The 23,867-nt window shown below is 40.7% G+C and carries 27 protein-coding genes, 1 other RNA gene and 1 pseudogene; 24 read left to right on the top strand and 5 right to left on the bottom strand.

Annotation, left to right across the window (positions count from 1 at the left end):
* Positions 1-98: 98 nt before the first annotated feature.
* The 4 genes from BKK47_RS09315 to clpB all read left to right on the top strand — a co-directional run bounded on the left by BKK47_RS09315 (position 99) and on the right by clpB (position 3,967).
* On the top strand, positions 99-395 hold the full coding sequence (locus tag BKK47_RS09315) for a cell division protein ZapA (protein ID WP_077494581.1): 297 nt from the start codon (positions 99-101) through the stop codon (positions 393-395).
* Between the two features lie 76 nt (positions 396-471).
* A non-coding RNA gene (ssrS, locus tag BKK47_RS09310) (6S RNA) lies at positions 472-679 on the top strand.
* 13 nt (positions 680-692) lie between these two features.
* Positions 693-1,259 (top strand): 5-formyltetrahydrofolate cyclo-ligase, encoded by a 567-nt coding sequence (locus BKK47_RS09305; RefSeq protein ID WP_077494580.1) that lies wholly within the window; start codon positions 693-695, stop codon positions 1,257-1,259.
* 137 nt (positions 1,260-1,396) lie between these two features.
* Positions 1,397-3,967, top strand: coding sequence for an ATP-dependent chaperone ClpB (clpB, locus tag BKK47_RS09300; RefSeq protein ID WP_077494579.1), 2,571 nt, complete (start codon positions 1,397-1,399; stop codon positions 3,965-3,967).
* 42 nt (positions 3,968-4,009) lie between these two features.
* Here clpB and folA read toward each other — a convergent pair whose 3' ends face one another.
* Positions 4,010-4,492: a type 3 dihydrofolate reductase gene (folA, locus tag BKK47_RS09295; protein ID WP_077494578.1), complete on the bottom strand. Its 483-nt coding sequence runs from the start codon at positions 4,490-4,492 to the stop codon at positions 4,010-4,012.
* Positions 4,493-4,608: 116 nt separating this feature from the next.
* Here folA and proB point away from each other — a divergent pair, with 116 nt between their 5' ends.
* Together proB and BKK47_RS09285 are read left to right on the top strand one after the other, a co-directional pair.
* Positions 4,609-5,712: a glutamate 5-kinase gene (gene proB / locus BKK47_RS09290; protein ID WP_077494577.1), complete on the top strand. Its 1,104-nt coding sequence runs from the start codon at positions 4,609-4,611 to the stop codon at positions 5,710-5,712.
* 27 nt (positions 5,713-5,739) lie between these two features.
* Positions 5,740-6,081 carry a hypothetical protein gene (locus BKK47_RS09285; RefSeq protein WP_077494576.1) on the top strand — a complete coding sequence of 114 codons (342 nt, stop codon included), beginning with the start codon at positions 5,740-5,742 and terminating at the stop codon, positions 6,079-6,081.
* 69 nt (positions 6,082-6,150) lie between these two features.
* Here the strand turns inward: BKK47_RS09285 and bamJ are convergent, their stop codons facing one another.
* Positions 6,151-6,774: a BamJ family beta-barrel-assembly machinery protein gene (gene bamJ / locus BKK47_RS09280; RefSeq protein WP_077494575.1), complete on the bottom strand. Its 624-nt coding sequence runs from the start codon at positions 6,772-6,774 to the stop codon at positions 6,151-6,153.
* A gap of 21 nt (positions 6,775-6,795) precedes the next feature.
* Positions 6,796-7,665 carry an archaetidylserine decarboxylase gene (asd, locus tag BKK47_RS09275; protein WP_077494574.1) on the bottom strand — a complete coding sequence of 290 codons (870 nt, stop codon included), beginning with the start codon at positions 7,663-7,665 and terminating at the stop codon, positions 6,796-6,798.
* 196 nt (positions 7,666-7,861) lie between these two features.
* Here asd and tatA point away from each other — a divergent pair, with 196 nt between their 5' ends.
* From tatA to BKK47_RS09210, 13 genes are all read left to right on the top strand, one after another.
* A complete protein-coding gene (tatA, locus tag BKK47_RS09270; RefSeq protein ID WP_077494573.1) occupies positions 7,862-8,092 on the top strand; it encodes a twin-arginine translocase TatA/TatE family subunit in 231 nt (76 codons plus the stop codon).
* Between the two features lie 3 nt (positions 8,093-8,095).
* Positions 8,096-8,647, top strand: coding sequence for a Sec-independent protein translocase protein TatB (gene tatB / locus BKK47_RS09265; protein ID WP_077494572.1), 552 nt, complete (start codon positions 8,096-8,098; stop codon positions 8,645-8,647).
* Positions 8,648-8,656: 9 nt separating this feature from the next.
* Positions 8,657-9,427 carry a twin-arginine translocase subunit TatC gene (gene tatC / locus BKK47_RS09260; protein ID WP_077494571.1) on the top strand — a complete coding sequence of 257 codons (771 nt, stop codon included), beginning with the start codon at positions 8,657-8,659 and terminating at the stop codon, positions 9,425-9,427.
* A 56-nt stretch (positions 9,428-9,483) separates the two neighbouring features.
* On the top strand, positions 9,484-10,506 hold the full coding sequence (gene hemB, locus BKK47_RS09255) for a porphobilinogen synthase (protein WP_077494570.1): 1,023 nt from the start codon (positions 9,484-9,486) through the stop codon (positions 10,504-10,506).
* 225 nt (positions 10,507-10,731) lie between these two features.
* Positions 10,732-12,081, top strand: coding sequence for an NADP-specific glutamate dehydrogenase (gene gdhA, locus BKK47_RS09250; protein WP_077494569.1), 1,350 nt, complete (start codon positions 10,732-10,734; stop codon positions 12,079-12,081).
* A 234-nt stretch (positions 12,082-12,315) separates the two neighbouring features.
* Positions 12,316-12,564, top strand: a complete 249-nt coding sequence (gene rpsP / locus BKK47_RS09245) for a 30S ribosomal protein S16 (protein WP_077494568.1) — start codon at positions 12,316-12,318, stop codon at positions 12,562-12,564.
* A 30-nt stretch (positions 12,565-12,594) separates the two neighbouring features.
* A complete protein-coding gene (rimM, locus tag BKK47_RS09240) occupies positions 12,595-13,122 on the top strand; it encodes a ribosome maturation factor RimM (RefSeq protein WP_077494567.1) in 528 nt (175 codons plus the stop codon).
* Positions 13,123-13,177: 55 nt separating this feature from the next.
* Positions 13,178-13,927 (top strand): tRNA (guanosine(37)-N1)-methyltransferase TrmD, encoded by a 750-nt coding sequence (trmD, locus tag BKK47_RS09235; RefSeq protein WP_077494566.1) that lies wholly within the window; start codon positions 13,178-13,180, stop codon positions 13,925-13,927.
* A gap of 34 nt (positions 13,928-13,961) precedes the next feature.
* Complete coding sequence (gene rplS, locus BKK47_RS09230) at positions 13,962-14,312, top strand: 50S ribosomal protein L19 (protein ID WP_049358025.1); 351 nt, start codon at positions 13,962-13,964, stop codon at positions 14,310-14,312.
* 196 nt (positions 14,313-14,508) lie between these two features.
* A complete protein-coding gene (gene focA / locus BKK47_RS09225) occupies positions 14,509-15,360 on the top strand; it encodes a formate transporter FocA (RefSeq protein ID WP_077494565.1) in 852 nt (283 codons plus the stop codon).
* 52 nt (positions 15,361-15,412) lie between these two features.
* On the top strand, positions 15,413-17,725 hold the full coding sequence (gene pflB / locus BKK47_RS09220) for a formate C-acetyltransferase (RefSeq protein ID WP_077494564.1): 2,313 nt from the start codon (positions 15,413-15,415) through the stop codon (positions 17,723-17,725).
* A 127-nt stretch (positions 17,726-17,852) separates the two neighbouring features.
* Positions 17,853-18,593, top strand: a complete 741-nt coding sequence (gene pflA, locus BKK47_RS09215; protein ID WP_077494563.1) for a pyruvate formate lyase 1-activating protein — start codon at positions 17,853-17,855, stop codon at positions 18,591-18,593.
* 35 nt (positions 18,594-18,628) lie between these two features.
* Positions 18,629-19,096 carry a surface-adhesin E family protein gene (locus tag BKK47_RS09210; protein WP_077494562.1) on the top strand — a complete coding sequence of 156 codons (468 nt, stop codon included), beginning with the start codon at positions 18,629-18,631 and terminating at the stop codon, positions 19,094-19,096.
* A gap of 53 nt (positions 19,097-19,149) precedes the next feature.
* On the opposite strand, the gene BKK47_RS09205 is transcribed toward BKK47_RS09210, so the two are convergent.
* On the bottom strand, positions 19,150-19,488 hold the full coding sequence (locus BKK47_RS09205; RefSeq protein WP_077494561.1) for a helix-hairpin-helix domain-containing protein: 339 nt from the start codon (positions 19,486-19,488) through the stop codon (positions 19,150-19,152).
* A 186-nt stretch (positions 19,489-19,674) separates the two neighbouring features.
* Here BKK47_RS09205 and BKK47_RS09200 point away from each other — a divergent pair, with 186 nt between their 5' ends.
* Genes BKK47_RS09200 through BKK47_RS09185 form a run of 4 tightly spaced genes read left to right on the top strand, consistent with a single transcriptional unit; the run spans position 19,675 to position 22,806 of the window.
* The gene (locus tag BKK47_RS09200; RefSeq protein WP_077494560.1) at positions 19,675-20,466 is read left to right on the top strand and encodes a TroA family protein; all 792 of its coding nucleotides are present in this window, start codon (positions 19,675-19,677) and stop codon (positions 20,464-20,466) included.
* Positions 20,467-20,477: 11 nt separating this feature from the next.
* The gene (locus tag BKK47_RS09195; RefSeq protein WP_077494559.1) at positions 20,478-21,053 is read left to right on the top strand and encodes a L,D-transpeptidase family protein; all 576 of its coding nucleotides are present in this window, start codon (positions 20,478-20,480) and stop codon (positions 21,051-21,053) included.
* A gap of 27 nt (positions 21,054-21,080) precedes the next feature.
* On the top strand, positions 21,081-22,055 hold the full coding sequence (locus BKK47_RS09190) for a FecCD family ABC transporter permease (RefSeq protein ID WP_077494558.1): 975 nt from the start codon (positions 21,081-21,083) through the stop codon (positions 22,053-22,055).
* Positions 22,048-22,806, top strand: coding sequence for an ABC transporter ATP-binding protein (locus BKK47_RS09185; RefSeq protein ID WP_077494557.1), 759 nt, complete (start codon positions 22,048-22,050; stop codon positions 22,804-22,806). The genes BKK47_RS09190 and BKK47_RS09185 overlap by 8 nt, the downstream gene beginning before the upstream one ends.
* A gap of 48 nt (positions 22,807-22,854) precedes the next feature.
* Here the strand turns inward: BKK47_RS09185 and BKK47_RS09180 are convergent, their stop codons facing one another.
* Positions 22,855-23,319, bottom strand: coding sequence for a hypothetical protein (locus BKK47_RS09180; RefSeq protein WP_077494556.1), 465 nt, complete (start codon positions 23,317-23,319; stop codon positions 22,855-22,857).
* Positions 23,320-23,424: 105 nt separating this feature from the next.
* On the opposite strand from BKK47_RS09180, the pseudogene BKK47_RS12830 reads away from it, so the two are divergent.
* A pseudogene (locus BKK47_RS12830) lies at positions 23,425-23,612 on the top strand (hypothetical protein); the annotation flags it as partial.
* Between the last annotated feature and the right edge of the window lie 255 nt (positions 23,613-23,867).

Raw genomic sequence — 23,867 nt, 5'->3', positions numbered from 1 at the left:
AACAGGTAGGCTCGCTGATTGCGTGTAAAAGATATGACGGGAAAGTTTGCCTATGGCATAATATTTCCCACTCAAAAATACCAATTAAAGGGAATACAATGTCATTAAAACTGGTTGAAATTGTCGTATTAGGGCAAGTATTACGTTTAAATGTACCTCAGGATCAAGAAGATGCGTTGCGCCAAGCCGCACGAAATTTAGATGCCTTGGTTTCCGAAATGAAAGAAAAAACGGGATTGATTCAGCTTGATCGCGTACTGTCTATTGTCGCGTTGAATTTAAGTTTTGAGCTTACGCAGGAAAAGAATAAAAATGCACAAATTGAAGATGTTTTGAAAACGCGTATTCAGCAGTTGGATCATTCATTGGGGAGTATTCTCTCAACAAGAGAATAATTTGTGAGCAAGATCGCAGATTTCAAAAATAAAGTCTGGCAAAAATGCCTACTTTTCGCTAGTATAACCGCATAAAGATTTCCTGGAATGTTCGCTAATGGGTTATGTCCCTGAGCCGATACTTAAAATCTTATAAATCGGTTTCCCGTCATTGGTGTGTAGGCTTTGCCTTTATTTTCCTTCTGGATAATTAAAGGAATTAAGAAACCTGAAAATGACCTTATCGATTTCCTTGAACCATCGGGTTCAAGGACTGTCACCCACAACGGCATTCCGGGTTCTTTCTTGTTTACCCCTATGAATACTCAGCAACAACGCCAACAAATTCGTCGTCAAATCCGAAAAATTCGCGCAAATTTAACCGCTCTTCAACAGCAACAGGCGGAGCAAGCCGTTACAGGGCAAGCCCTTGATTTAATTGAACATCATCAGGCAATAAATATTGCGTTATATCTTTCTTTTGATGGTGAAATTTCGACCCAATCATTAATAAAAGCACTCTGGAAAAAAAATAATAAAGTGTTTTTGCCCGTTTTGCATCCCTTCGCAAAAAATCACTTACTTTTTTTACAATACTTACCCGATACCCCGATGGTGCAAAATCATTTTGGTATTTGGGAGCCGAAATTGAATGTTCAAAATGTATTGCCACTCAATGAGTTGGATATTCTTTTTACCCCCTTAGTTGCATTCGATAAACAAGGTAATCGTCTTGGAATGGGCGGAGGTTTTTATGATCGAACCTTGCAAAATTGGCAACAAAAATCCTTTCTTCCTATTGGTTTGGCTCACGCTTGTCAGCAAATTGACACATTGCCTATTGAACATTGGGATGTGCCTCTCTTTGATATTTTGGTTGGATAAATCTATCATTTCAATTTAATTGATAGGTAAAATCAAAAATATTTCATTTTTCCCCTTGAAATCATCTCAAATGATCTTACTTACCCTGTGTGAACGGCGAAAGCCAAATTGAATGTAAATTAATAGGGAAAAGAGAAATGAATATAGACAAATTTACCACAAAATTCCAACAAGCCTTGAGTGAGGCACAGTCGCTTGCTCTTGGCAAAGATAACCAGTTTATCGAACCGGTGCATTTATTGACCGCACTTTTAAACCAACAAGACGGCTCGGGTGCGCCGATTTTAACCGCAAGTGGGGTAAACGTTGCTTTATTGCGTAATGAATTAAATAGTGAGCTTAACAAGTTACCGCAAGTTTCCGGCAATGGTGGCGATGTGCAAATTTCCCGTCAATTACTTAACTTATTGAATTTATGCGATAAACTCGCCCAACAAAGACAGGATAAATTTATTTCAAGCGAATTGTTTTTGCTTGCTGCACTGGAAGAACGCGGTTCATTAAAAGACATTTTAACCAAGTGCGGGGCGAAAAAAGAACAAATTGCACAAGCGATTCAACAAATTCGTGGAGGACAAAGCGTGAACGATCAGAATGCAGAAGAAAGCAGACAAGCTCTTGAAAAATATACCATTGATTTAACCAAACGGGCAGAAAGCGGCAAACTTGATCCGGTGATCGGACGTGATGAAGAAATCCGTCGAACCATTCAAGTTTTACAACGCCGCACGAAAAATAACCCGGTTTTAATTGGTGAACCGGGTGTGGGAAAAACAGCCATTGTAGAAGGCTTGGCACAGCGTATTGTCAATGGGGAAGTGCCGGAAGGATTGAAAAATAAACGTGTTCTTTCTTTAGATATGGGCGCGTTGATTGCGGGCGCAAAATATCGTGGTGAGTTTGAGGAACGCTTGAAAGCGGTATTGAATGAATTAGTAAAAGAAGAAGGCAGAGTCATTCTATTTATTGATGAAATTCACACCATGGTTGGCGCCGGTAAAACAGATGGTGCAATGGATGCCGGTAACTTGTTAAAACCAAGTTTGGCACGGGGGGAATTGCACTGTGTAGGGGCGACAACCCTGGATGAATATCGTCAATATATTGAAAAAGATGCGGCATTGGAGCGTCGTTTCCAAAAAGTGTTTGTGGACGAACCAAGCGTAGAAGATACTATCGCCATTTTACGTGGTTTAAAAGAACGCTATGAGATTCACCACCATGTGGATATTACCGACCCGGCGATTGTGGCGGCGGCGACCCTTTCACATCGTTATATTTCCGATCGCCAATTGCCGGATAAAGCCATTGATTTAATTGACGAGGCGGCATCCAGTATTCGTATGGAAATTGACTCCAAACCGGAACCGCTTGATCGTCTTGAACGTCGCATTATCCAATTAAAATTGGAGCAACAAGCACTGAAAAAAGAAGAAGATGAGGCGAGCCGTAAACGTTTGGAAACCTTAGAAAAAGAACTTGCCGATAAAGAACGTGAATATGCGGAATTAGAGGAAGTATGGAAATCTGAAAAAGCCGCTCTTTCGGGTTCACAGCATATTAAACAAGCACTGGATGCGGCGAAAACCGAAATGGAGCAAGCACGCCGTGCCGGTGATTTAAGTAAAATGTCGGAACTACAATACGGTCGCATTCCTGAATTGGAAAAACAACTTGCTCAAGCCGAAACCAGCGAAGGCAAAGAAATGAGCTTATTGCGTTATCGTGTGACCGATGAAGAAATTGCGGAAGTGCTTTCCAAAGCCACAGGGATTCCGGTATCTAAAATGATGGAGGGTGAAAAAGAAAAACTGTTGCGGATGGAAGAAGAATTGCACAAACGTGTGATTGGTCAGAACGAAGCGGTGGATGCCGTTGCCAATGCCATTCGCCGTAGCCGTGCAGGGCTGTCTGATCCAAACCGCCCGATTGGTTCTTTCTTATTCTTAGGGCCGACCGGTGTAGGGAAAACGGAATTGTGTAAAACTTTGGCAAAATTCCTCTTTGACAGTGATGATGCCATGGTGCGTATTGATATGTCGGAGTTTATGGAAAAACACAGCGTTTCCCGTTTAGTTGGTGCCCCTCCGGGTTATGTGGGCTATGAAGAAGGCGGTTATTTAACGGAGGCGGTTCGTCGTCGTCCTTATTCTGTGATTTTACTTGATGAAGTCGAGAAAGCGCATGCCGATGTATTCAATATTTTGTTACAAGTGTTGGATGACGGGCGTTTAACAGACGGTCAAGGCAGAACGGTGGATTTCCGTAATACGGTAGTGATTATGACCTCAAACTTGGGTTCCCATTTAATTCAGGAACATCAAGGCGAAGGCTATGAGGAAATGAAAAATCGAGTGATGTCGGTTGTGGGGCAACATTTCCGTCCGGAATTTATCAACCGTATTGATGAAACCGTGGTGTTCCACCCGTTGGCGAAAGAAAATATCCGTGCCATTGCAAGCATTCAATTAGAACGCTTGGCAAAACGTATGGAAAGCCGTGGTTACGAAATTGTATTCAGCGAAGCACTCATTGATTTCATTGGTGAAGTAGGCTATGACCCTATTTACGGTGCACGTCCGTTAAAACGAGCGATTCAGCAAGAGATCGAAAATCCGCTGGCACAACAAATTCTTTCTGGTAAATTGCTCCCAAGCAGCGTTGTTACCGTGGATTATGCCGATGGCAAAGTTGTCGCAAGACAATAAATTCCAAATACAAAAAGTGCGGTTAAAAATGACCGCACTTTTTTACTTTCTCACTAAAATCAAAAACCGACAATCGTAAGGGTTGTTCTCGTCTTTCTCTCGGTATTCTTCAAATTCAATATGCCATTCAGCCCAATTTAAGTTGGGGAAAAAGGTATCGCCCTCAATTTCTGCTTGAATTTGGGTTAAATAGAGTTTATCAGCTTGGGGTAAATATTGTTTAAAGAGTTCACCGCCGCCAATCAGCATAATTTCTTCAGAATCTTTGACAAAATCAACCGCACTTTCAAGGCTGTTTTTCCAAACTATTCCTTCATATTCATAAGGCTGACGAGACAATACGATATTGACCCGTTTTGGTAGAGGACGACCAATACTTTCAAAAGTTTTACGCCCCATAATAATCGGTTTCCCTGTGGTATTTTTTCTAAACCAAGCAAGATCGGCCGGCAGGTGCCAAGGCATTTGGTTATCTTTGCCAATTACGCTATTGAGCGTGGTGGCAACAATTAAACTGAATGTCATAAAAACTCCTTGTTGAATTGCTGAGCAATATATCACAGCACCGCATAAAGTTAATGCTTTTTAACAAATTTAGTGATAACGTAAACGCCATTTTTCGAGACTAAAATAGAGAAAAAATGAACAAGAAAACCATTGTTGTTAAATTTGGTACGAGCACCTTAACTCAAGGTTCACCGAAATTAAATTCGCCACATATGATGGAAATTGTGAGACAAATTGCACAACTTCATCATGAGGGATTTCGTATTGTGATTGTGACCTCCGGTGCGATTGCCGCCGGTCGCCATTATTTGAATCATCCTACGCTGCCTTCGACCATTGCTTCCAAACAATTATTGGCAGCAGTCGGGCAAAGCCAACTTATTCAGGCGTGGGAAAAATTATTTGCGATTTACGATATTCATATCGGGCAGATTTTATTGACCCGTGCGGATATTGAAGATCGCGAGCGTTTTCTTAATGCCCGTGATACGTTACATGCGTTATTGGATAATCAAATTATCCCCGTGATTAACGAAAATGATGCGGTGGCAACGGCGGAAATTAAAGTCGGGGATAACGATAATTTGTCTGCGTTGGTGGCAATTTTGGTGCAAGCGGAACAACTTTATCTTTTAACAGATCAACAAGGATTATTTGATAGTGATCCGCGCAAAAATCCTAATGCAAAACTCATTCCGGTGGTGGATAAAATCACCGATCATATTCGCTCTATAGCCGGTGGCAGCGGTACGAATCTTGGCACAGGGGGGATGAGTACGAAAATCATCGCGGCAGATGTGGCAACACGTTCCGGTATTGAAACGATTATTGCGCCGGGTAATCGTTCAAATGTCATTATGGATTTGGCTCACGAACAGGATATTGGCACGAAGTTCACCGCCCATCATACAGATCGTTTAGAAAGTCGTAAGCAATGGTTATTTGCTGCGCCTTCAGCCGGTGTGGTCACCATTGATGATGGTGCAGAGCAAGCCATGCTTGTGCAAAATAAATCGCTTTTGCCTGCTGGAATTGTGGCGGTGGAAGGACGCTTTTCCCGTGGTGAGGTCGTGAAAATTCGCAATCAGGCAGGCAAAAATATTGCACTTGGTATGCCACGCTATAACAGTGATGCGTTATTGTTAATCAAGGGAAAAAAATCTCAAGAAATTGAAGCGATTTTAGGCTATGAATATGGCGCGGTTGCACTTCATCGTGATGATATGATTATTTTGTAAGAATAATGTGATTTATAGGAAAGGTGAATGAAAAAACTTATTTTAAGTATAATAATTTTAACGTTAACTGCGTGTGTACAAACACAGGAGGAGATATTATCATCAAGATCGCCTATTTCCGTTAACGGACACATAAAGCGTTTAAATACTATTGCTTGTCAAGATATAGACGATTGGTATTTGGATGGTTATCGCGTAGGCAAGGATTTTTCCACTTATCGGGAAAATCAACTTAGTCAAAGAATTCAGTTTTGCGGTGGTACAACTTCTGCACAGCGTGAGGCTTGGGATAAGGGCTATTCGGCAGGATATAAAAAAGTAGAGAAACAGTATAAGAAATCTAAAAAATCAAGAAAATCGAGAAAATAATAAGTTAGGGAAAACAAAGAGCGGTTGAAATTCAAACTGAAAATCAACCGCTCTTTTTTATCTTTGAAATTAAAGAATATCCAATAATTCTACTTCAAACACTAATGGAGAGAATGGCGGGATAGAAGCACCTGCACCACGTTCACCATAGGCTAGCTCGTGTGGGATAGTCAATTTCCATTTAGAACCCACAGGCATCATCTGTAATGCTTCCACCCAACCACGAATTACACCGTTTACCGGAAATTCCGCAGGCTGACCACGTGATACGGAACTGTCAAATACAGTGCCGTTTGGTAATGTGCCTGTGTAATGAACACGCACTTTATCGGTGGCTGACGGTTTCGCACCCGTACCTTCCGTGATGATTTCATATTGAAGACCGCTGTCAGTTACGGTTACTCCGGCTTTTTTGGCATTTTCCGCTAAAAAGCCCTTGCCTTCTTCCTCAATTACTTTGAATTTAGCCTGTTGTGCTTGTGCCGCTTGTTGTTGAAGCTGTTGTACGGAAAGCATTAATTCATTGATATCCAATGCAGGTTGATTGTGATTAATTGCATCGAAAATTCCTTTTGCTACTGCTTCAATGGCAATCTCCATTTGGCTGTCTAATAATTGTTGACCGATTTGTAAACCGATACCATAACTGCCTTTTTCAGAAAGACTTTCTAGTTTGATTTGTTCAAAATTCATGCTGTTTTCCTTTGTTAAAAATTACTTTTTGTATGCCAAAATTTCACCCATACGAACCGGCTCGCCGACACTGAGATGATCTGCCAATCTTACTTGATTTTCTTGGAATAAATTGATCACGGTAGAGCCAAGTTGGAACCAACCCATTTCTTGACCTTTGGTGAGTTTCACCGCACTTTCACCTTCATAAGTCCAAGTTTTCACTTCATTATGACGTGGTGGATTAATCACCCCCGCCCAAGTCGTCCCAATACTTGCCGTGATAGTGGCGCCGACTAAAATTTGTACCATCGTGCCAAATTCCGTATCAAACACACAAATCACCCGCTCGTTACGGGCGAATAAATTCGGCACGTGTTGGGCTAAAAACGGATTGACCGAAAATAAATCGCCGGGAACATAAATCATTTTACGGAGTGTACCATCGCAAGGCATATGCACGCGGTGATAATCTCTTGGTGAAAGATAAGTGGTGGCAAACTCGCCATTTTTAAAGGCTGTCACTAATTCTTTATCTTCCGCCAATAAATCCTCTAAACGGAAAAAATGCCCTTTGGCTTGTAATAAACGGTTATCGTCAATATGACCACATTCACTGATTCTACCGTCTGCCGGCAGGCAAAGTGCGGTCGGATTTTGGTTAATTGGGCGGGCGTTGTCTTTTAACGGACGAATAAAAAACTCGTTGAAACTTTCATATTCATTAAATTGTTCTTTTTGCGCAATACTCATATCAATGTTGTATTTTTTCGCAAAGGCTTTTATGGCGAGATGTGTGACTTTGCCCCATTTTTGCTTTGCAAACCAGCCGGCAAATTGGGTTAAGTAAAGTTGAGGAATCACATATTGAAAAGCAACTTTTAAGCGTTGCCAATAAGAAATTGAATGCATATTTATCTTTCCTTATGAAAATGAGCGCTGATTATAGCAATTTTTGTCATTCTTCCAACTTTTAATTCTCCCATAAAATTCACCGCACTTTCCATTGTGCGTGAGAAAATAATTCGCTTTGGCTATTGTTCAATGAGGTCAAAAAGGGTATATTCAGCCCAAATTTTTTATTCTTAGAAGAAGGGAGTTTCTTATTATGTTTGGTTTATCTCCGGCACAAATGATTATCTTGTTAGTGGTGATTTTGTTGGTTTTTGGTACGAAAAAATTGAGAAATGCGGGTTCTGATCTTGGTGCTGCGGTAAAAGGTTTCAAAAAGGCAATGCAAGATGATGAGCCAAAAGCCAAAGATGCAGAATTTAAATCCATAGATAACAACAGCGAAACGGCGAAAACTGAAGCAACAAAAGAGAAAGAACAGGCATAACCCGTGTTTGATATTGGTTTTTCCGAACTTGTTTTATTAATGATTGTAGGCTTAGTGGTGCTAGGTCCTAAACGTTTGCCGGTCGCAATCAGAACCGTGATGGGTTGGGTGAAGACCATTCGTGGGTTAGCCGCCAATGTTCAAAATGAATTAAAACAAGAACTGAAATTACAAGAATTACAGGATAGCATTAAGAAAGCGGAATCCCTGAATTTGCAAACCCTTTCCCCTGAGCTAAGCAAAACTGTTGAAGAATTAAAGGCTCAGGCAGATAAAATGCGCGCCGAGTTAGAATCAAAAGCCGCAGCAGCGGGGACAACGGTGGAAGAACAGATCAAAGAGCTTAAAAGTGCGGCTGAAAATATTAAGCCGGACGAAAATACGGTTTCAAGCGATATGTTAACAAAGAATGAAAACGTAGAAACCGATGAAAAAACGCCTTCAGATCTGACCGCACTTGAACCCCATGAACAAGCTGAATTAACCGAGCGCTTGTCTGATTATTATCCACCGGATGAAATGGATGTCGCCCCGGCTCCAAAATCCCAATCATAGAGAGTTTTTATGAATCACGTGGATGAATCTCAACCCCTTATTACCCATCTCGTCGAATTAAGAAACCGCTTATTGCGTTGTGTGATTTGTATTACGGTGATCTTTGTTGGTTTGGTGTATTTTTCTAATGATATTTATCATTTCGTTGCTTCTCCCTTAACAGAGGTGATGCCGAAAGGGGCAACGATGATAGCAACGAATATTCAAACCCCTTTTTTCACACCGATTAAATTGACGGCAATTGTTTCCGTGTTTATTTCGGTACCTTATTTGCTTTATCAAATTTGGGCATTTGTTGCCCCTGCGTTATATCAACATGAAAAGCGAATGATTTATCCGTTACTATTTTCCAGTACGATTTTATTTTACTGTGGTGTAGCCTTTGCCTATTATGTGGTGTTTCCCTTTGTTTTCGGTTTCTTCACGCAAACCGCCCCGGAAGGTGTGGCGATTGCAACGGACATTAGTAGCTACCTTGATTTTGCCTTGGCCTTATTCCTTGCCTTTGGAGTATGTTTTGAAGTGCCGATTGCGATTATTTTACTTTGTTGGACAGGTGTCACGACAGTAAAAGCCCTTGCAGAAAAACGCCCTTATATTATTGTCGCCGCATTTTTTATCGGGATGATTCTTACACCGCCTGATGTGTTTTCTCAAACATTACTTGCTGTGCCAATGTGGTTATTGTTTGAACTTGGTTTGCTTGTCGCTCGTTTCTATCAACCAAAAGATGAAACTGAAGAAAGTGCGGTTAAAAATTCAGAAGAAAAAACAGAATAACAAATGGGGGCATTGCCCCCTTTCTCGTCATAAATAGTCAGTAAAAGGATAACAATATGACCCAACAAATTTTTACAGGATTTCCAACCCGTCGTTTACGCCGTTTACGTAAACATGATTTCAGTCGCCGCTTGGTCGCTGAAAACAAACTTACAGCGGATGATTTAATTTATCCGGTGTTTATTTTAGAAGGTGAAAATTATCGTGAAGCGGTTCCTTCTATGCCGGGCGTGGAACGTTTAACCATTGATCAATTATTGGTTGAAGCCGAACTTTTGGTGAAATACGGTGTGCCGGTGATTTCGCTTTTTCCTGTGATTGAACAAAACAAGAAAACCTTAATGGCAGAAGAAGCCTATAATCCGAACGGTTTGGTGCAGCGTGCCGTAAAAGCCTTAAAAGCGGCGCATCCGGAATTAGGTGTGCTAACAGATGTGGCACTTGATCCTTATACTATTCATGGGCAAGACGGCATTATTGATGAGGAAGGTTACGTGTTAAACGACATCACAACAAATGTTTTAATAAAACAAGCACTTTCTCATGCGGAGGCTGGGGCTGATATTGTTGCACCAAGTGATATGATGGACGGGCGTATCGGGCGTATTCGTCAAGCGTTAGAAGAAAAAGGTTTTATCAATACACAAATTATGGCGTATTCCGCAAAATATGCCTCAAATTATTATGGGCCTTTCCGTGATGCTGTCGGTTCTTCCGGTAATCTGAAAGGTGGTGATAAGAAAACCTATCAACTTGATCCGGCAAATGGTGATGAGGGTTTGCAAGAAGTGGCGCTTGATTTGCAGGAAGGGGCGGATATGGTGATGGTAAAACCGGGAATGCCTTACTTGGATATGGTTTATCGTGTGAAAAAACATTTTGGCGTACCGACTTTTGCTTATCAAGTTTCCGGTGAATATGCCATGCATATGGCGGCAATTCAAAATGGTTGGCTAAAAGAAAAAGAATGTATTATGGAATCCCTTCTTTGCTTTAAACGTGCGGGAGCAGACGGGATTTTAACTTATTTTGCCAAACAGGTGGCAGAATGGTTGTATTTGGAAAACAAAAATAAATAGTTTTTCATGTGAAATGTGATCTTCATCATGAAAATTAAATTTTATTTAATGGAAACGAGAAAATATTAGATATTTTCTCGTTTTTTCTTTTTTATTCATTTTTTCCTTAAAAAAATCATTGCAATGTTAAATGAGTCATTGCATATTGTTTTCTAACCGTTCGAAAACGGTTGCTCATAATAAAACAAACACACAAACATCAAAAAATTAAGAAGGAAACATCGTATGTCAACAGTCTCATCTTTAGACGGGTTTTTGGCAAAAGTCGCACAGCGTGACAGCCATCAGCCTGAATTTTTACAAGCAGTTCGTGAGGTTTTCACTTCTATTTGGCCGTTTTTGGAAGCCAATCCAAAGTATCGTTCTGAAGCCTTATTAGAACGTTTAGTCGAACCGGAGCGTGCATTTCAATTCCGTGTAGCTTGGACGGATGATAAAGGTCAAGTCCAAGTTAATCGTGCGTTCCGCGTACAGTTTAATAGTGCGATTGGACCTTACAAAGGTGGTATGCGTTTCCATCCTTCTGTGAATCTTTCAATCTTAAAATTTTTAGGCTTTGAACAAATTTTCAAAAATGCGCTAACTACCTTACCAATGGGGGGAGGCAAAGGCGGATCGGATTTTGATCCTAAAGGGAAATCTGATGCAGAAGTGATGCGTTTCTGTCAGGCATTAATGGCGGAATTATATCGTCATATCGGGGCTGATACGGATGTGCCAGCCGGTGATATCGGTGTGGGCGGTCGTGAAGTGGGCTACCTTGCCGGTTATATGAAAAAATTATCGAATCAATCCGCCTGTGTTTTCACCGGTCGAGGCTTATCTTTCGGAGGGAGTTTAATTCGTCCGGAAGCGACAGGCTACGGATTGGTTTATTTTGCACAAGCCATGCTAGCCGAAAAAGGGGATAGTTTTGCGGGGAAAGTGGTTTCTGTTTCTGGTTCGGGAAATGTGGCGCAATATGCTATCGAAAAAGCTTTAGCATTAGGTGCAAAAGTGGTGACCTGTTCGGATTCTTCCGGTTATGTGTATGACCATGAAGGGTTTACTTCCGAAAAATTAGCCGCACTTTTAGAGATTAAAAATGTTAAACGCGGTCGTGTAAAAGATTATGCAGCACAGTTTGGTTTGCAATATGTGGAAGGTAAACGCCCTTGGGAAGTGAAAGTGGATATAGCTCTTCCTTGTGCTACCCAAAACGAACTTGAAATTGCCGATGCAAAAGCCTTGATTGCAAACGGTGTGAAATTAGTGGCAGAAGGCGCAAATATGCCGACTTCCATTGAGGCAACGGATGCATTTTTAGATGCTGGTGTGTTATTCGGACCGGGTAAAGCCGCTAATGCCGGCGGAGTCGCAACGTCCGGTTTAGAAATGGCACAAAGCTCACAACGCCTATATTGGACAGCGGAAGAAGTGGATGCCAAATTACACCACATTATGTTAGATATTCATGCAAACTGTAAAAAATACGGTACAGTAGAAGGTCAAGATAACATCAATTATGTGGTGGGGGCAAATGTTGCCGGATTTGTGAAAGTGGCTGACGCGATGTTGGCACAAGGAGTTTATTAATTTCTATTTTTAAAAACATTGAATAAATTGACCGCGCTTTTCATTAAAGTGCGGTCATTTTGTCTGCAAAATTTCCTCTTTTCCCAACGCTGTTTTAGCTTGCCTTTTTGTTCAAAAAGTGTAAAATCCTCAGGCTTTTTGTCTATATATACAGAGAAAAAAGTAAGCTATATTTTTAAGTGACTTTCGAGCTTAGAAATATTCTTTTAGTAATCAAATAATTAGAGGAAGGTTATGGTAACCATTCGTTTATCTCGTGGCGGAGCTAAAAAACGCCCTTTTTATCAAATCGTAGTCGCTGACAGCCGTTCACCTCGTGACGGTCGTTTCATTGAGCGTGTAGGTTTCTTCAATCCGATTGCACAAGGTAATGCTGAACGTCTTCGTATTGACTTAGACCGTGTAATTCACTGGGTAGGTCAAGGTGCGTCATTATCTGATCGCGTTGCGTGTTTGGTAAAAGAAGCTCAAAAAGCCGCTTAATTCGCTTTTGAGTAGAGATAGGTGAAGAATATGGAACAACAACGTATTGAAGTTGTGGGCAAATTAGGCTCAACCTATGGTATCCGTGGGTGGTTACGTATTTATTCATCAACCGAATATGCTGAAAGCATTTTTGATTATCAACCTTGGTTTTTAAAAATCAAAGGTGAATGGCAGCCAACAGAGCTTGAAAATTGGCGTCATCATAATCACGAGCTGATTGTAAAGCTAAAAGGTACGGATGATCGTGAAGCAGCCCAAGTTTTAGCAAATGTTGAAATTGGTGTGGCTCTCTCCGTATTTCCTGAATTGGAAGAAGGCGATTATTACTGGCATGACTTAATCGGTTGTTCAGTAGTCAATCTTCAAGGCTATACGATGGGAACGGTCACTGAAATGATGGAAACCGGTTCAAATGATGTACTGGTCGTCAAAGCCAATAGCAAAGATGCTTTTGGAAAGCAAGAGCGGTTAATTCCGTTTTTGTATGAACAAGTAGTTAAAAGAGTCGATCTCACCACAAAAACTATTGAAGTGGATTGGGACGCTGGTTTCTAATCTCAGGTATGCTCGAACGTAATGTCGTCAGTTTTAAACAAAGTAAGGCTGAATTATGCAGATCGGAATAATTACGTTATTCCCCGAAATGTTTAAAGCGATTACGGAATTTGGGGTAACCGGTAGAGCCGTAAAACAAAATCTCTTGCAAGTGCAATGCTGGAATCCTCGTGATTTTACACGAGATAAGCATAAAACGGTCGATGATCGCCCCTATGGTGGCGGGCCGGGAATGCTAATGATGGTGCAGCCTTTACGGGATGCTATTCACGCAGCAAAAGCGGTTGCGGGAGGTAGTGCAAAGGTGATTTACCTTTCACCACAAGGACGTAAACTCGATCAATCCGGTGTCGTAGAGCTGGCACAGAATCAAAAATTGGTTTTAGTGTGCGGGCGGTATGAAGGGATTGATGAACGATTGATTCAAACTGAAATTGATGAAGAATGGTCAATCGGTGATTACGTTTTAACCGGAGGTGAATTGCCGGCAATGACATTAATTGATGCCGTTGCGCGGTTTATTCCCGGTGTATTAGGCAAACAGGCTTCCGCAGAAGAAGATTCTTTTGTCGGTGGTTTGTTGGATTGTCCACATTACACTAGACCGGAAGTTTTAGAAGGTCTCACCGTTCCACCTGTGCTGATGTCGGGGAATCACGAAGAAATTCGCAAATGGCGGTTAAAACAATCGCTTGAGAGAACGTGGCTCCGTCGCCCTGAGCTATTGGAAGGCCTAGCTCTGACTGACGAACAATGTAAGCTGTTAAAAGAAGTGAAAACGGAAAATAACAGTAAACTCAGTTAATTCTAGGATCATTAGATCAATTAAGGATCAAAAAATGTCTAACATTATTAAACAACTTGAACAAGAACAATTAAAACAAAACGTACCTAGCTTCCGCCCGGGTGACACTTTAGAAGTTAAAGTATGGGTAGTAGAAGGAAGTAAACGTCGCTTGCAAGCATTCGAAGGCGTGGTTATTGCGATTCGTAACCGTGGCTTGCACTCTGCATTTACTTTACGTAAAGTATCAAACGGTGTGGGTGTTGAGCGTGTATTCCAAACTCACTCTCCGGTAGTAGATTCCATCACTGTTAAACGTAAAGGTGCGGTGCGTAAAGCGAAACTTTACTACTTACGTGAGCGTTCAGGTAAATCTGCTCGTATTAAAGAGCGTTTGGGCGAATAATTTCGCAAATAAAGAAGAATATAAGGCTTGGATTTTCCAAGCCTTTTTTGTTATCAAAATTAGAAAAACTTAACAAAACTTGCAAAATATCAAATTTTGTTTAGATAACATGGCGTGTCTCTTGCAAAGCATACCTAAGAGAGTAGAATACCCATGATTGTAGTACTAAAAAGAAATCATCATATTTAGGTATTTTATGTCAGATGTTAAAAACTCCTCCACGCTAGCATTAACGCCTGTTGAAGCGACCGATTTCGCCGAAAGTGCCGCTGTTTATAAAGCGAAAAAACGTCCATTTCTTTCTTTTATGTCCGGTATTAATGCTGGTGCATGTATTGCATTGGCATTTGTTTTTTATACAACGACACAAACTGCATCTGCAGGTGCGCCATGGGGAATGACTAAATTAGTTGGTGGTTTAGTATTTTCTATTGGTGTGATTATGGTGGTGTTGTTAGGATCTGAACTTTTTACTTCATCAACACTCACATTTATAGCACGGGTTGGTGGGAAGATTACGACAGGGCAAATGATTCGCAACTGGATTGCCGTATATTTGGGTAATTTTGTCGGTGGTTTAATTATTGTTGCGCTTATTTGGTTTGGCGGTCAAACGATGGCGGCAAATGGACAATGGGGCTTAACAATTCTTAATACGGCACAACATAAGATTCACCATACTTGGTTTGAAGCATTTAATTTAGGCATTTTATGTAACATCATGGTGTGTTTAGCCGTTTGGTTATCTTATTCGGGAAAGACCGTTGTAGATAAGGCATTTATTATGATTTTGCCGATTGCCTTATTTGTGGCATCAGGTTTTGAACACTGTGTGGCGAATATGTTTATGATTCCCATGGGAATTATGACCGCACATTATAGTAGTCCTGAATTTTGGCTACAATTAGGCATTGAAGCGAACAAATATGCTGATTTAAATGTCTACAATTTTATTGTAAAGAATTTAATACCGGTAACGCTGGGTAATATTGTAGGCGGTGCAGTTTGCGTTGCCTTATTTCAACGTTACTTAACAAAATCTCATTAACTATTAATGAATTGAAAGGGTTTATTTTTAATAATTAACAAAGGAAATGACTATGTCAGAACTTAATGATGCACAAAAAGTTGCTTGGGCTGGTTTTACAGGCGGTGATTGGCAAGAAAATGTCAATGTACGTGATTTTATTCAAAAAAACTATACACCATATGAAGGTGACGATTCTTTCTTAGCCGGGCCGACCGAAGCGACAACTAAGCTTTGGGAAACGGTTATGGAAGGGATTAAAATTGAAAACCGTACGCATGCACCATTGGACTTTGATGAACATACACCATCAACGATCATTTCTCACGCACCGGGTTATATCAACAAAGATTTAGAAAAAATCGTTGGTCTTCAGACCGATGCACCTTTAAAACGTGCGATCATGCCATTTGGTGGTATCAAAATGGTAGAAGGCTCATGTAAAGTTTATGGGCGTGAACTTGATCCAGAAGTGAAAAAAATCTTCACTGAATATCGTAAAACCCATAACCAAGGTGTGTTTGATGTTTATACTCCGGATATTTTACGTTGCCGTAAATCTGGTGTATTAACCGGTTTACCAGATGCTTATGGTCGTGGTCGTATCATTGGGGATTATCGTCGCGTTGCACTGTACGGTGTTGATTTCTTAATGAAAGATAAATATGCCCAATTCTCATCTCTACAAGAAAATCTTGAAAATGGTGTTGATCTTGAAGCAACTATTCGTTTACGTGAAGAAATCGCAGAACAACACCGCGCACTTGCTCAAATGAAACAAATGGCGGCAAGTTATGGCTATGATATTTCTAATCCGGCAACGAATGCACAAGAAGCAATTCAATGGATGTATTTTGCTTATTTAGCAGCAATTAAATCTCAAAATGGCGCGGCAATGTCATTTGGTCGTACTGCTACTTTCATCGATATTTACATTGAACGTGACTTAAAAGCAGGCAAAATCACTGAAGGGGAAGCACAAGAATTAGTTGATCACTTAGTGATGAAACTACGTATGGTACGTTTCTTACGTACGCCTGAATACGATCAATTATTCTCCGGTGACCCAATGTGGGCAACAGAGACCATCGCCGGTATGGGATTGGATGGTCGTACATTAGTGACCAAAAATACCTTCCGTATTTTACATACCCTTTATAATATGGGAACTTCTCCGGAACCAAATCTTACTATTCTTTGGTCTGAACAATTACCGGAAAACTTCAAACGTTTCTGTGCAAAAGTTTCTATTGATACTTCATCCGTTCAGTATGAAAACGATGATTTAATGCGTCCTGATTTCAATAACGATGATTATGCAATCGCATGTTGCGTATCACCGATGATTGTCGGTAAACAAATGCAATTCTTCGGGGCTCGTGCGAACTTAGCAAAAACCTTGCTATATGCAATCAATGGTGGTGTTGATGAAAAATTAGGTATGCAAGTTGGACCTAAAACTGCACCGATTACAGATGAAGTATTAGATTTTGATACGGTAATGACCCGTATGGATAGTTTTATGGATTGGTTAGCAAAACAATATGTGACTGCGCTAAACATTATCCACTATATGCATGATAAATATTCATATGAAGCGGCATTAATGGCATTACATGATCGTGATGTATATCGCACAATGGCATGTGGTATTGCAGGTCTTTCTGTGGCGGCGGATTCACTTTCTGCAATTAAATATGCCAAAGTAAAACCAATCCGTGGCGACATTAAAGATAAAGAAGGGAATGTTGTTGCTTCTAACGTAGCAATTGATTTTGAAATCGAAGGCGAATATCCACAATATGGTAACAACGATAACCGTGTAGATGACATTGCGTGTGATTTGGTTGAACGCTTTATGAAGAAAATTCAAAAACTCAAAACTTATCGCAATGCAGTACCTACTCAGTCCGTACTGACTATCACCTCTAACGTGGTATATGGTAAGAAAACAGGTAATACGCCGGATGGCCGCCGTGCCGGTGCGCCATTTGGACCTGGGGCAAACCCAATGCACGGTCGTGACCAAAAGGGCGCGGTAGCCTCATTAACATCTGTAGCTAAACTTCCATTTGCTTATGCAAAAGATGGGATTTCTTACACTTTCTCAATCGTACCGAATGCGTTAGGTAAAGATGCAGAAGCACAACGTCGTAACCTTGCAGGTTTGATGGATGGTTATTTCCATCATGAAGCAACCGTTGAAGGCGGCCAACACTTAAATGTTAATGTGTTGAACCGTGAAATGTTGTTAGATGCAATGGAAAATCCGGATAAATATCCACAATTAACCATTCGTGTATCAGGCTATGCGGTGCGTTTTAACTCTTTGACTAAAGAGCAACAACAAGACGTGATTACTCGTACCTTTACGGAAACCATGTAAAATTTTGAAAAAATTGACCGCACTTTAGCGGAAATATCGAAATAGTGAGCCTGAGTGAAATCAGGCTCATTTTTTATTATTGTATATTCTGATAAAATTTAGCTATATTTTTAATTGTGGGTTTATTATGTCTGTTTTAGGAAGAATTCATTCATTTGAGTCTTGTGGTACGGTGGACGGTCCGGGTATTCGTTTTATTTTATTTATGCAAGGTTGTCTTATGCGTTGCAAATATTGTCACAACCGAGATACTTGGGATTTGGATGGCGGTAGAGAAATGAGTGTTGACGAGTTAATGAAAGAAGTGGTGAGTTATCGTCATTTTATGAATGCAACGGGGGGCGGTGTGACGGCATCAGGTGGCGAGGCGATTCTTCAGGCGGAATTTGTACGGGACTGGTTTCGTGCTTGTAAAAAAGAGGGAATTAATACTTGTCTTGATACCAATGGTTTTGTCCGTCATTATGATCCCGTTATTGATGAACTCTTGGATGTTACCGATCTTGTTTTACTTGATTTGAAGGAACTAAATGATCAAGTTCACCAAAATTTGATCGGTGTGCCTAATAAACGAACGCTGGAATTTGCTAAATATTTACAAAAACGTAATCAAAGAACCTGGATTCGCTATGTGGTAGTCCCGGGTTATACAGACAGTGATCATGATGTCCATCTGCTTGGACAATTTATTGAGGGAATGGAAAATATTGAAAAGGTTGAGTTATTGCCTTATCACCGTCTTGGGGCGCATAAATGGAAAACACTCGGTTTTGATTATGAGCTTGAAGATGTAATGCCGCCGACACGTGAATCATTGGAACATATTAAATCAATTTTAGAGGGTTACGGACATACTGTTAAATTCTAATTGAAGATCAACTCATTAAATCTAAGGAGGAAATGATGAAAAAACTGATTTTGGCCTTTCCTATTCTGTTACTGACCGCTTGTTATATCCACTCGCAACAAAACACAGCGCTTCAGAATGTTAAGCTGACACCGCCAACGCAAGATCGCCAGGGATATGTGCGTTTGGTTAAAGATGTGACTTATTACATAGATACGGATTCTATTTGGGTTGATAACGAAGAACCTAAAGAAGTGCATTTTGACGCAGTAATTAATTTAGACCAAGGTTTATATGTTTACCCAAAAGAATCGAAACGCTATGCGCGTTCTGTTCGCCAATATAAAATTTTAAATTGTAAAAATTATCTCCTAACACAAGTACGCACCGATTTTTATGATGAGTTTTGGGGCGAGGGGCTACGTGCTGCACCGAAAAAACAAGAGAAATATAGCATTCGTTTAACACCCAAAACCACGCTTTATAATGCAGCACAGATTATTTGTGTGAATTACAGTAAATAATCTATTTGGATAGTAAAAGGTCGCTCATCTGCGACCTTTTCATATTTCAATATTTAAAAAGTTAAGCGATCACGATTTTTTTCAAGGGTTGCTTTGCCAATTCCCTGCACTTCAAGCAGTTGATCGGCAGTGGTGAAATTACCGTATTTTTCACGATATTGCACGATTGCTTCCGCTTTTTTCGCCCCAATACCGGTTAAGAATTTTTGAATTTCACTTGCCGTTGCCGTATTGATATTGAGTTTATCGCCTACATTTTTTGAGAGCGCATTTTCGGTAATCTCGGTTTGTGTAGCCGTAGGCTCCATAGTTTTTTCTTCTGCAAATGAGCTTGCACTAATTAATGCACTTCCTAAAAGGAGTGTGCGAATTAAGGTTTTAATTAATTTCATAGTGTTTCCTTGTTAATGATGAAAATGTTGATAAAATCAACGCCAATATTTTTTCTATTTCCATGAAAATAAACAAGAAATCAACCGCACTTTTGCGATCCTGCTCGAAAAGTTTACGTGTTATGAAATAAAAACGGTTGTTTATGAATAATGTCGCCGTTGATTAAGTATCAAAATTGGTATGCTATGTTTAAATTTTTTGTTTGTTCAACTGCCCTTTTTTTTGTGATGGCAACAGCACGGGCAGAACAGTTTGTCTCCTTGACCCTGTGTAGCGATCGCCTGTTACTGGACATTGCCCACCCGGAGCAAATCGCAGCAATGTCCGCCTACTCTAAAAACCCGTTGATGATGTTAGACAAAGTGAATACTGATAAGCCCGCCCTTGAGCCTCAGCTCGCCACTTTATTACCTTATTTAGACAAAACTATACTTATCAACGAAACATTTTATCCTCAGCTTGTACAGGATTTGAAAAAACTGGGAGCAAATATTATCCCCCTTAACGATACCCCGCAAACACCCGATGAACTTTTTGCGTTAATATTGAAACTGGGTAAAATCACCGGTAATGAAATTCATGCAGCGCATTTGGTAAAAACATTACAGTTAAAGAATTTTAAGTTAAATCAATCTGTTACCGACACCTTAATACTTTCGGATACAGGTGTAGCAGAGAGTGATTTTCCACAATATTCTACGTTACTTAACTTGCTTGGATTAACGCCACTGAAAATGCCACTTACGGCACAAAATTTTTCTCTCGAAAAAATGTTGCTTTCCCAACCAAATGTGCTGATTGAAATTTCAGACAAACAAAGTTATAACCAACAAGCGGCGTTACTTAATCATCCCGTTTTACAAAAACATTTTAAAAATCGACCGCACTTTCGTATCCCAATGAAATACACCTACTGTTTCGATCACGGCGTGTGGCAGGGGGCGGAACTGATTTATAACCAAAATAAAACCTTATAAGGCTAGTGAAAATGAAGAAAATAATACCCATTGCACTGTTATTCGTTGTGATTATTGGTGGTGTGGCGTTTTTAATGCTAAAGCCAATGCCCGACAGTATTTTAAAAGGCGAAAAAGAAGCGAATCCACAGGTTTTAAATACGCAGCCGTTACCCGAAAATACGCCAATTACCCGATTAGTTGTGATGAAAAGTGAACGGCAAATGTGGGCATATCATCAAGATAAACTTGTGAAAATTTACCCGATTTCCCTTGGTAAATCGCCGATAGGGCATAAGCAATTTGAAGGAGATAAAAAAACACCGGAGGGCGTTTATCGTATTAATGAACGTAATCCAAACAGTCGTTATCACAAAAATTTAGGCATTTCATACCCCAATTCCACCGATAAAGCCTATGCCCAATCTCAAGGAAAATCGCCCGGCGGATTAATAAAAATTCACGGATTACCCAATAGATCCTTTGATATTGGTCGCCAACATTTACGCAAAGATTGGACGGATGGCTGTATTGCCGTAACTAATGAGGAAATTGATGAACTATTTAATGCCGTGATACACAATGCTGAAATTGATATTCGCCCATAAACGTCAATAAAAATAACCGCACTTTAAATGAAAAAATATCTTAACCTATTATTGTTCATACTTTTAATATTGATTGTGGTGTTGGCTCTCAATTACCAACTTCATCATTTCAGCGCATTACGCAACGCAGACGGGATGATCAGCGATATGCGCACCTTGGTGATATGGGACATTCGCCTGCCACGTATTTTACTGGCGGTCATCACAGGGGCAAGTTTGGCATTAGCCGGAAACGCCATGCAGGGCGTATTTCAAAATCCCCTTGCCAGCCCTGGTTTGCTCGGCAGTGCTAACGGCGCAACCACCGCTAGCGTTTTTCTGCTCTATTATTTTTCGCTCCCCGCCACTTTGCTACTAATCGGCGGCGTGATAGGAGCATTAGCCAGTTTTGCATTGGTCTATTTTATCGCCCATAAACAAGGATCAGCAGTGATGATTTTAAGCGGTGTCGCGGTCAATATGCTGTTGGGGTCGGTCATCGCGCTACTACTTTCCAACACACAAAGCCCTTGGGCATTAGTGGAACTTTATCGTTGGCTGCAAGGCTCGCTGGCTTGGGCAAAAACGGAGACATTATTATGGTCGCTTCCGATCCTATTGCTCGGCATTTTTTGCCTGTTTCAGCAACGCCGCTATGTGGATTTTCTCACCTTTGGCGAAGAAACCGCCGCCACAATGGGCATCAGCCCCAAACGCAGCTTTTTTCTCACCGCGCTAGGGGTTGCATTACTCGTCGGCGCGACCATTCCGCAAACGGGCACAATCGGATTTATTGGCTTAATCGCCCCGCATTTCGCCCGAATGTTACTCAAAAAACGTCCGTCCCAACTCTATTTAACCAGCGCCTTAATCGGTGCGCTATTACTTTTGGTGGCGGATCTCTGCGTGCAATATTTGCCGCCGTTTTCCCATATTTACATCGGCACGCTCACCGCTATGATTGGTGCGCCCGTGCTGATTTGGATTTTACTCACGCAACAACGGAGGCTTGCTCGTGATTAAGGTTGAAAATGTCAGCCAGCCCTACGGTTTAACCAATGTCAGCTGCCATATCCCACGGGGAAAATTCGTCGGCATAATGGGCGCAAACGGCGCGGGGAAATCCACGCTATTGAAAAGTTTGGCAGGCATCTTACCCCTTGCAAGCGGTGAAATTTGGCTAAATGCGTGCAAATTAAGTGAAATGACCGCCCGCCAAAAAAGTGAACAGTTGGCGTATTTAGCGCAAAATACCGCGATTCAATGGGATCTCTCTGCCTACGAAGTGATTGCCTTAGGTTTACCTTATTCTCTTAACCGTGCTAAAGAGCAGGAAAAAGTGCGGTCAATTTCAGACAGATTTTCTGTTTCTGACTTATTGGATAAACCCTTTCAGCAACTTTCAGGCGGTGAAAAAGCCCGTGTACAACTAGCACGTTGCTGTATTAAAAATGCGCCATTACTGCTTGCCGATGAACCGATCGCCCCGCTCGATCCTTATTATCAGATCGACATAATGGAACAACTTAAATCCCTCACCCCCAAACAGACATGCGTGGTGGCAATCCATCATTTATCACTGGCGTATAAATTTTGTGATGAAGTGATTTTGCTTGATAAAGGAAAAATACTCGCCAGCGGTGAAACGCAAGCGGTGTTAAATGCGGAAAATCTTGCGAAAGGGTTTAGCGTGCGTGCCGAATTTGATTCTGCTAAAAAAGAGATGTTTGGCGTAGAGAAGTTGGAACGATGCTCCCAACTTCTTAGATATTGAGGATAATCGGAAGCGGGTTTCGATTTGGAAAATCAGCCACTAGATGCTTTAATCTTCTTTACAAGTCAGCCAACGTACCTGTGTGCCTTGATCGTTTTTATAATAAGTGGAACTATACTGGCGCGCGACCAAATCCACAACGCTCCCCTCAATCGGCTGATAGGAACGGTAAATGACCTCAAATCTCGAACCGCGTGTATTTAACGCTCGGTTCTCAATATGATCAAACGGTACTGCCTTGCCCCCATCTAACTGAAAATAAATCCCAAAATTCTCTTTCAAACGACTCTCTCTTGAAAGCGGGAAATAGGTTGTTAAATAAGAAGTAGATTGAGTTTCGATATTTTGACAAATATAGTAATAGCGTTTATAAGCAGTGGGATTATTGAGTTCTGCTTGGGTGATGTTTTCTTTTAAGAAACGGGTTTTAACGGGCTTCTTCGGTGGTTGCGTCGTGCAGGCAAAGAGAGCGAAGAGCGTAGCCAAAAGGAAAAGTCGTTTAAGTTTGTTCATCGTTAAACAATAAATAGAAAATCAGGTGGAGTATGATAGCGGAAATCGGATAGAGTGCAAGTTTGAGAAAATGGCGATTTTTTCATTGAATTATTAAAATGAGAGTACACTGTTGATGTCGGTAAACTTGATAGCAAAGAAATTGACTTTATTGCTCAAAAGTCTGATGAAATTTTATATATTCAAGTTGCCTTTTAAATTCCTGAAAATATCCACGAAACCGATAATCTTTTGTATATTAAGGATGACTATAAAAAATTTTGATTACGGGAAAATACTATGGACAAACCTAGATTGATGGGATTGAAGTGGTTTATGTGATGGATTAGCTGTTATGGGCGTTTTTAATGCCGAGGGTAACAAGTTACCCTCGGTTATGCTAAACTCCTTTAGGGGAGAGAAATACTTGCATAGTGGACAAAATGGGAGCGTAAAATTATGGTCAACTCCTTGTCTGCTATGTCTATATAATCTTCTTAGGGTTTAGATGTAGAAATGAAATATATTAGGAAGTCTAAACTTATTTATCTTTTATTACAGGGAAATAT

The organism is Rodentibacter mrazii, from assembly GCF_001998825.1.
Lineage (GTDB): Bacteria > Pseudomonadota > Gammaproteobacteria > Enterobacterales > Pasteurellaceae > Rodentibacter > Rodentibacter mrazii.
The sequence above is the reverse complement of the archived record's forward strand: the minus strand, read 5'-3'. Positions and strand labels throughout refer to the sequence as shown.

Excerpts from the sequence above, each read along its gene's own strand:
- BKK47_RS09315 (WP_077494581.1), top strand. The coding sequence starts at position 99 with ATGTCATTAAAACTGGTTGAAATTGTCGTATTAGGGCAAGTATTACGT.
- BKK47_RS09305 (WP_077494580.1), top strand. The coding sequence starts at position 693 with ATGAATACTCAGCAACAACGCCAACAAATTCGTCGTCAAATCCGAAAA.
- clpB (WP_077494579.1), top strand. The coding sequence starts at position 1,397 with ATGAATATAGACAAATTTACCACAAAATTCCAACAAGCCTTGAGTGAG.
- folA (WP_077494578.1), bottom strand. The coding sequence starts at position 4,492 with ATGACATTCAGTTTAATTGTTGCCACCACGCTCAATAGCGTAATTGGC.
- proB (WP_077494577.1), top strand. The coding sequence starts at position 4,609 with ATGAACAAGAAAACCATTGTTGTTAAATTTGGTACGAGCACCTTAACT.
- BKK47_RS09285 (WP_077494576.1), top strand. The coding sequence starts at position 5,740 with ATGAAAAAACTTATTTTAAGTATAATAATTTTAACGTTAACTGCGTGT.
- bamJ (WP_077494575.1), bottom strand. The coding sequence starts at position 6,774 with ATGAATTTTGAACAAATCAAACTAGAAAGTCTTTCTGAAAAAGGCAGT.
- asd (WP_077494574.1), bottom strand. The coding sequence starts at position 7,665 with ATGCATTCAATTTCTTATTGGCAACGCTTAAAAGTTGCTTTTCAATAT.
- tatA (WP_077494573.1), top strand. The coding sequence starts at position 7,862 with ATGTTTGGTTTATCTCCGGCACAAATGATTATCTTGTTAGTGGTGATT.
- tatC (WP_077494571.1), top strand. The coding sequence starts at position 8,657 with ATGAATCACGTGGATGAATCTCAACCCCTTATTACCCATCTCGTCGAA.
- hemB (WP_077494570.1), top strand. The coding sequence starts at position 9,484 with ATGACCCAACAAATTTTTACAGGATTTCCAACCCGTCGTTTACGCCGT.
- gdhA (WP_077494569.1), top strand. The coding sequence starts at position 10,732 with ATGTCAACAGTCTCATCTTTAGACGGGTTTTTGGCAAAAGTCGCACAG.
- rpsP (WP_077494568.1), top strand. The coding sequence starts at position 12,316 with ATGGTAACCATTCGTTTATCTCGTGGCGGAGCTAAAAAACGCCCTTTT.
- rimM (WP_077494567.1), top strand. The coding sequence starts at position 12,595 with ATGGAACAACAACGTATTGAAGTTGTGGGCAAATTAGGCTCAACCTAT.
- trmD (WP_077494566.1), top strand. The coding sequence starts at position 13,178 with ATGCAGATCGGAATAATTACGTTATTCCCCGAAATGTTTAAAGCGATT.
- rplS (WP_049358025.1), top strand. The coding sequence starts at position 13,962 with ATGTCTAACATTATTAAACAACTTGAACAAGAACAATTAAAACAAAAC.
- focA (WP_077494565.1), top strand. The coding sequence starts at position 14,509 with ATGTCAGATGTTAAAAACTCCTCCACGCTAGCATTAACGCCTGTTGAA.
- pflB (WP_077494564.1), top strand. The coding sequence starts at position 15,413 with ATGTCAGAACTTAATGATGCACAAAAAGTTGCTTGGGCTGGTTTTACA.
- pflA (WP_077494563.1), top strand. The coding sequence starts at position 17,853 with ATGTCTGTTTTAGGAAGAATTCATTCATTTGAGTCTTGTGGTACGGTG.
- BKK47_RS09210 (WP_077494562.1), top strand. The coding sequence starts at position 18,629 with ATGAAAAAACTGATTTTGGCCTTTCCTATTCTGTTACTGACCGCTTGT.
- BKK47_RS09205 (WP_077494561.1), bottom strand. The coding sequence starts at position 19,488 with ATGAAATTAATTAAAACCTTAATTCGCACACTCCTTTTAGGAAGTGCA.
- BKK47_RS09200 (WP_077494560.1), top strand. The coding sequence starts at position 19,675 with ATGTTTAAATTTTTTGTTTGTTCAACTGCCCTTTTTTTTGTGATGGCA.
- BKK47_RS09195 (WP_077494559.1), top strand. The coding sequence starts at position 20,478 with ATGAAGAAAATAATACCCATTGCACTGTTATTCGTTGTGATTATTGGT.
- BKK47_RS09190 (WP_077494558.1), top strand. The coding sequence starts at position 21,081 with ATGAAAAAATATCTTAACCTATTATTGTTCATACTTTTAATATTGATT.
- BKK47_RS09180 (WP_077494556.1), bottom strand. The coding sequence starts at position 23,319 with ATGAACAAACTTAAACGACTTTTCCTTTTGGCTACGCTCTTCGCTCTC.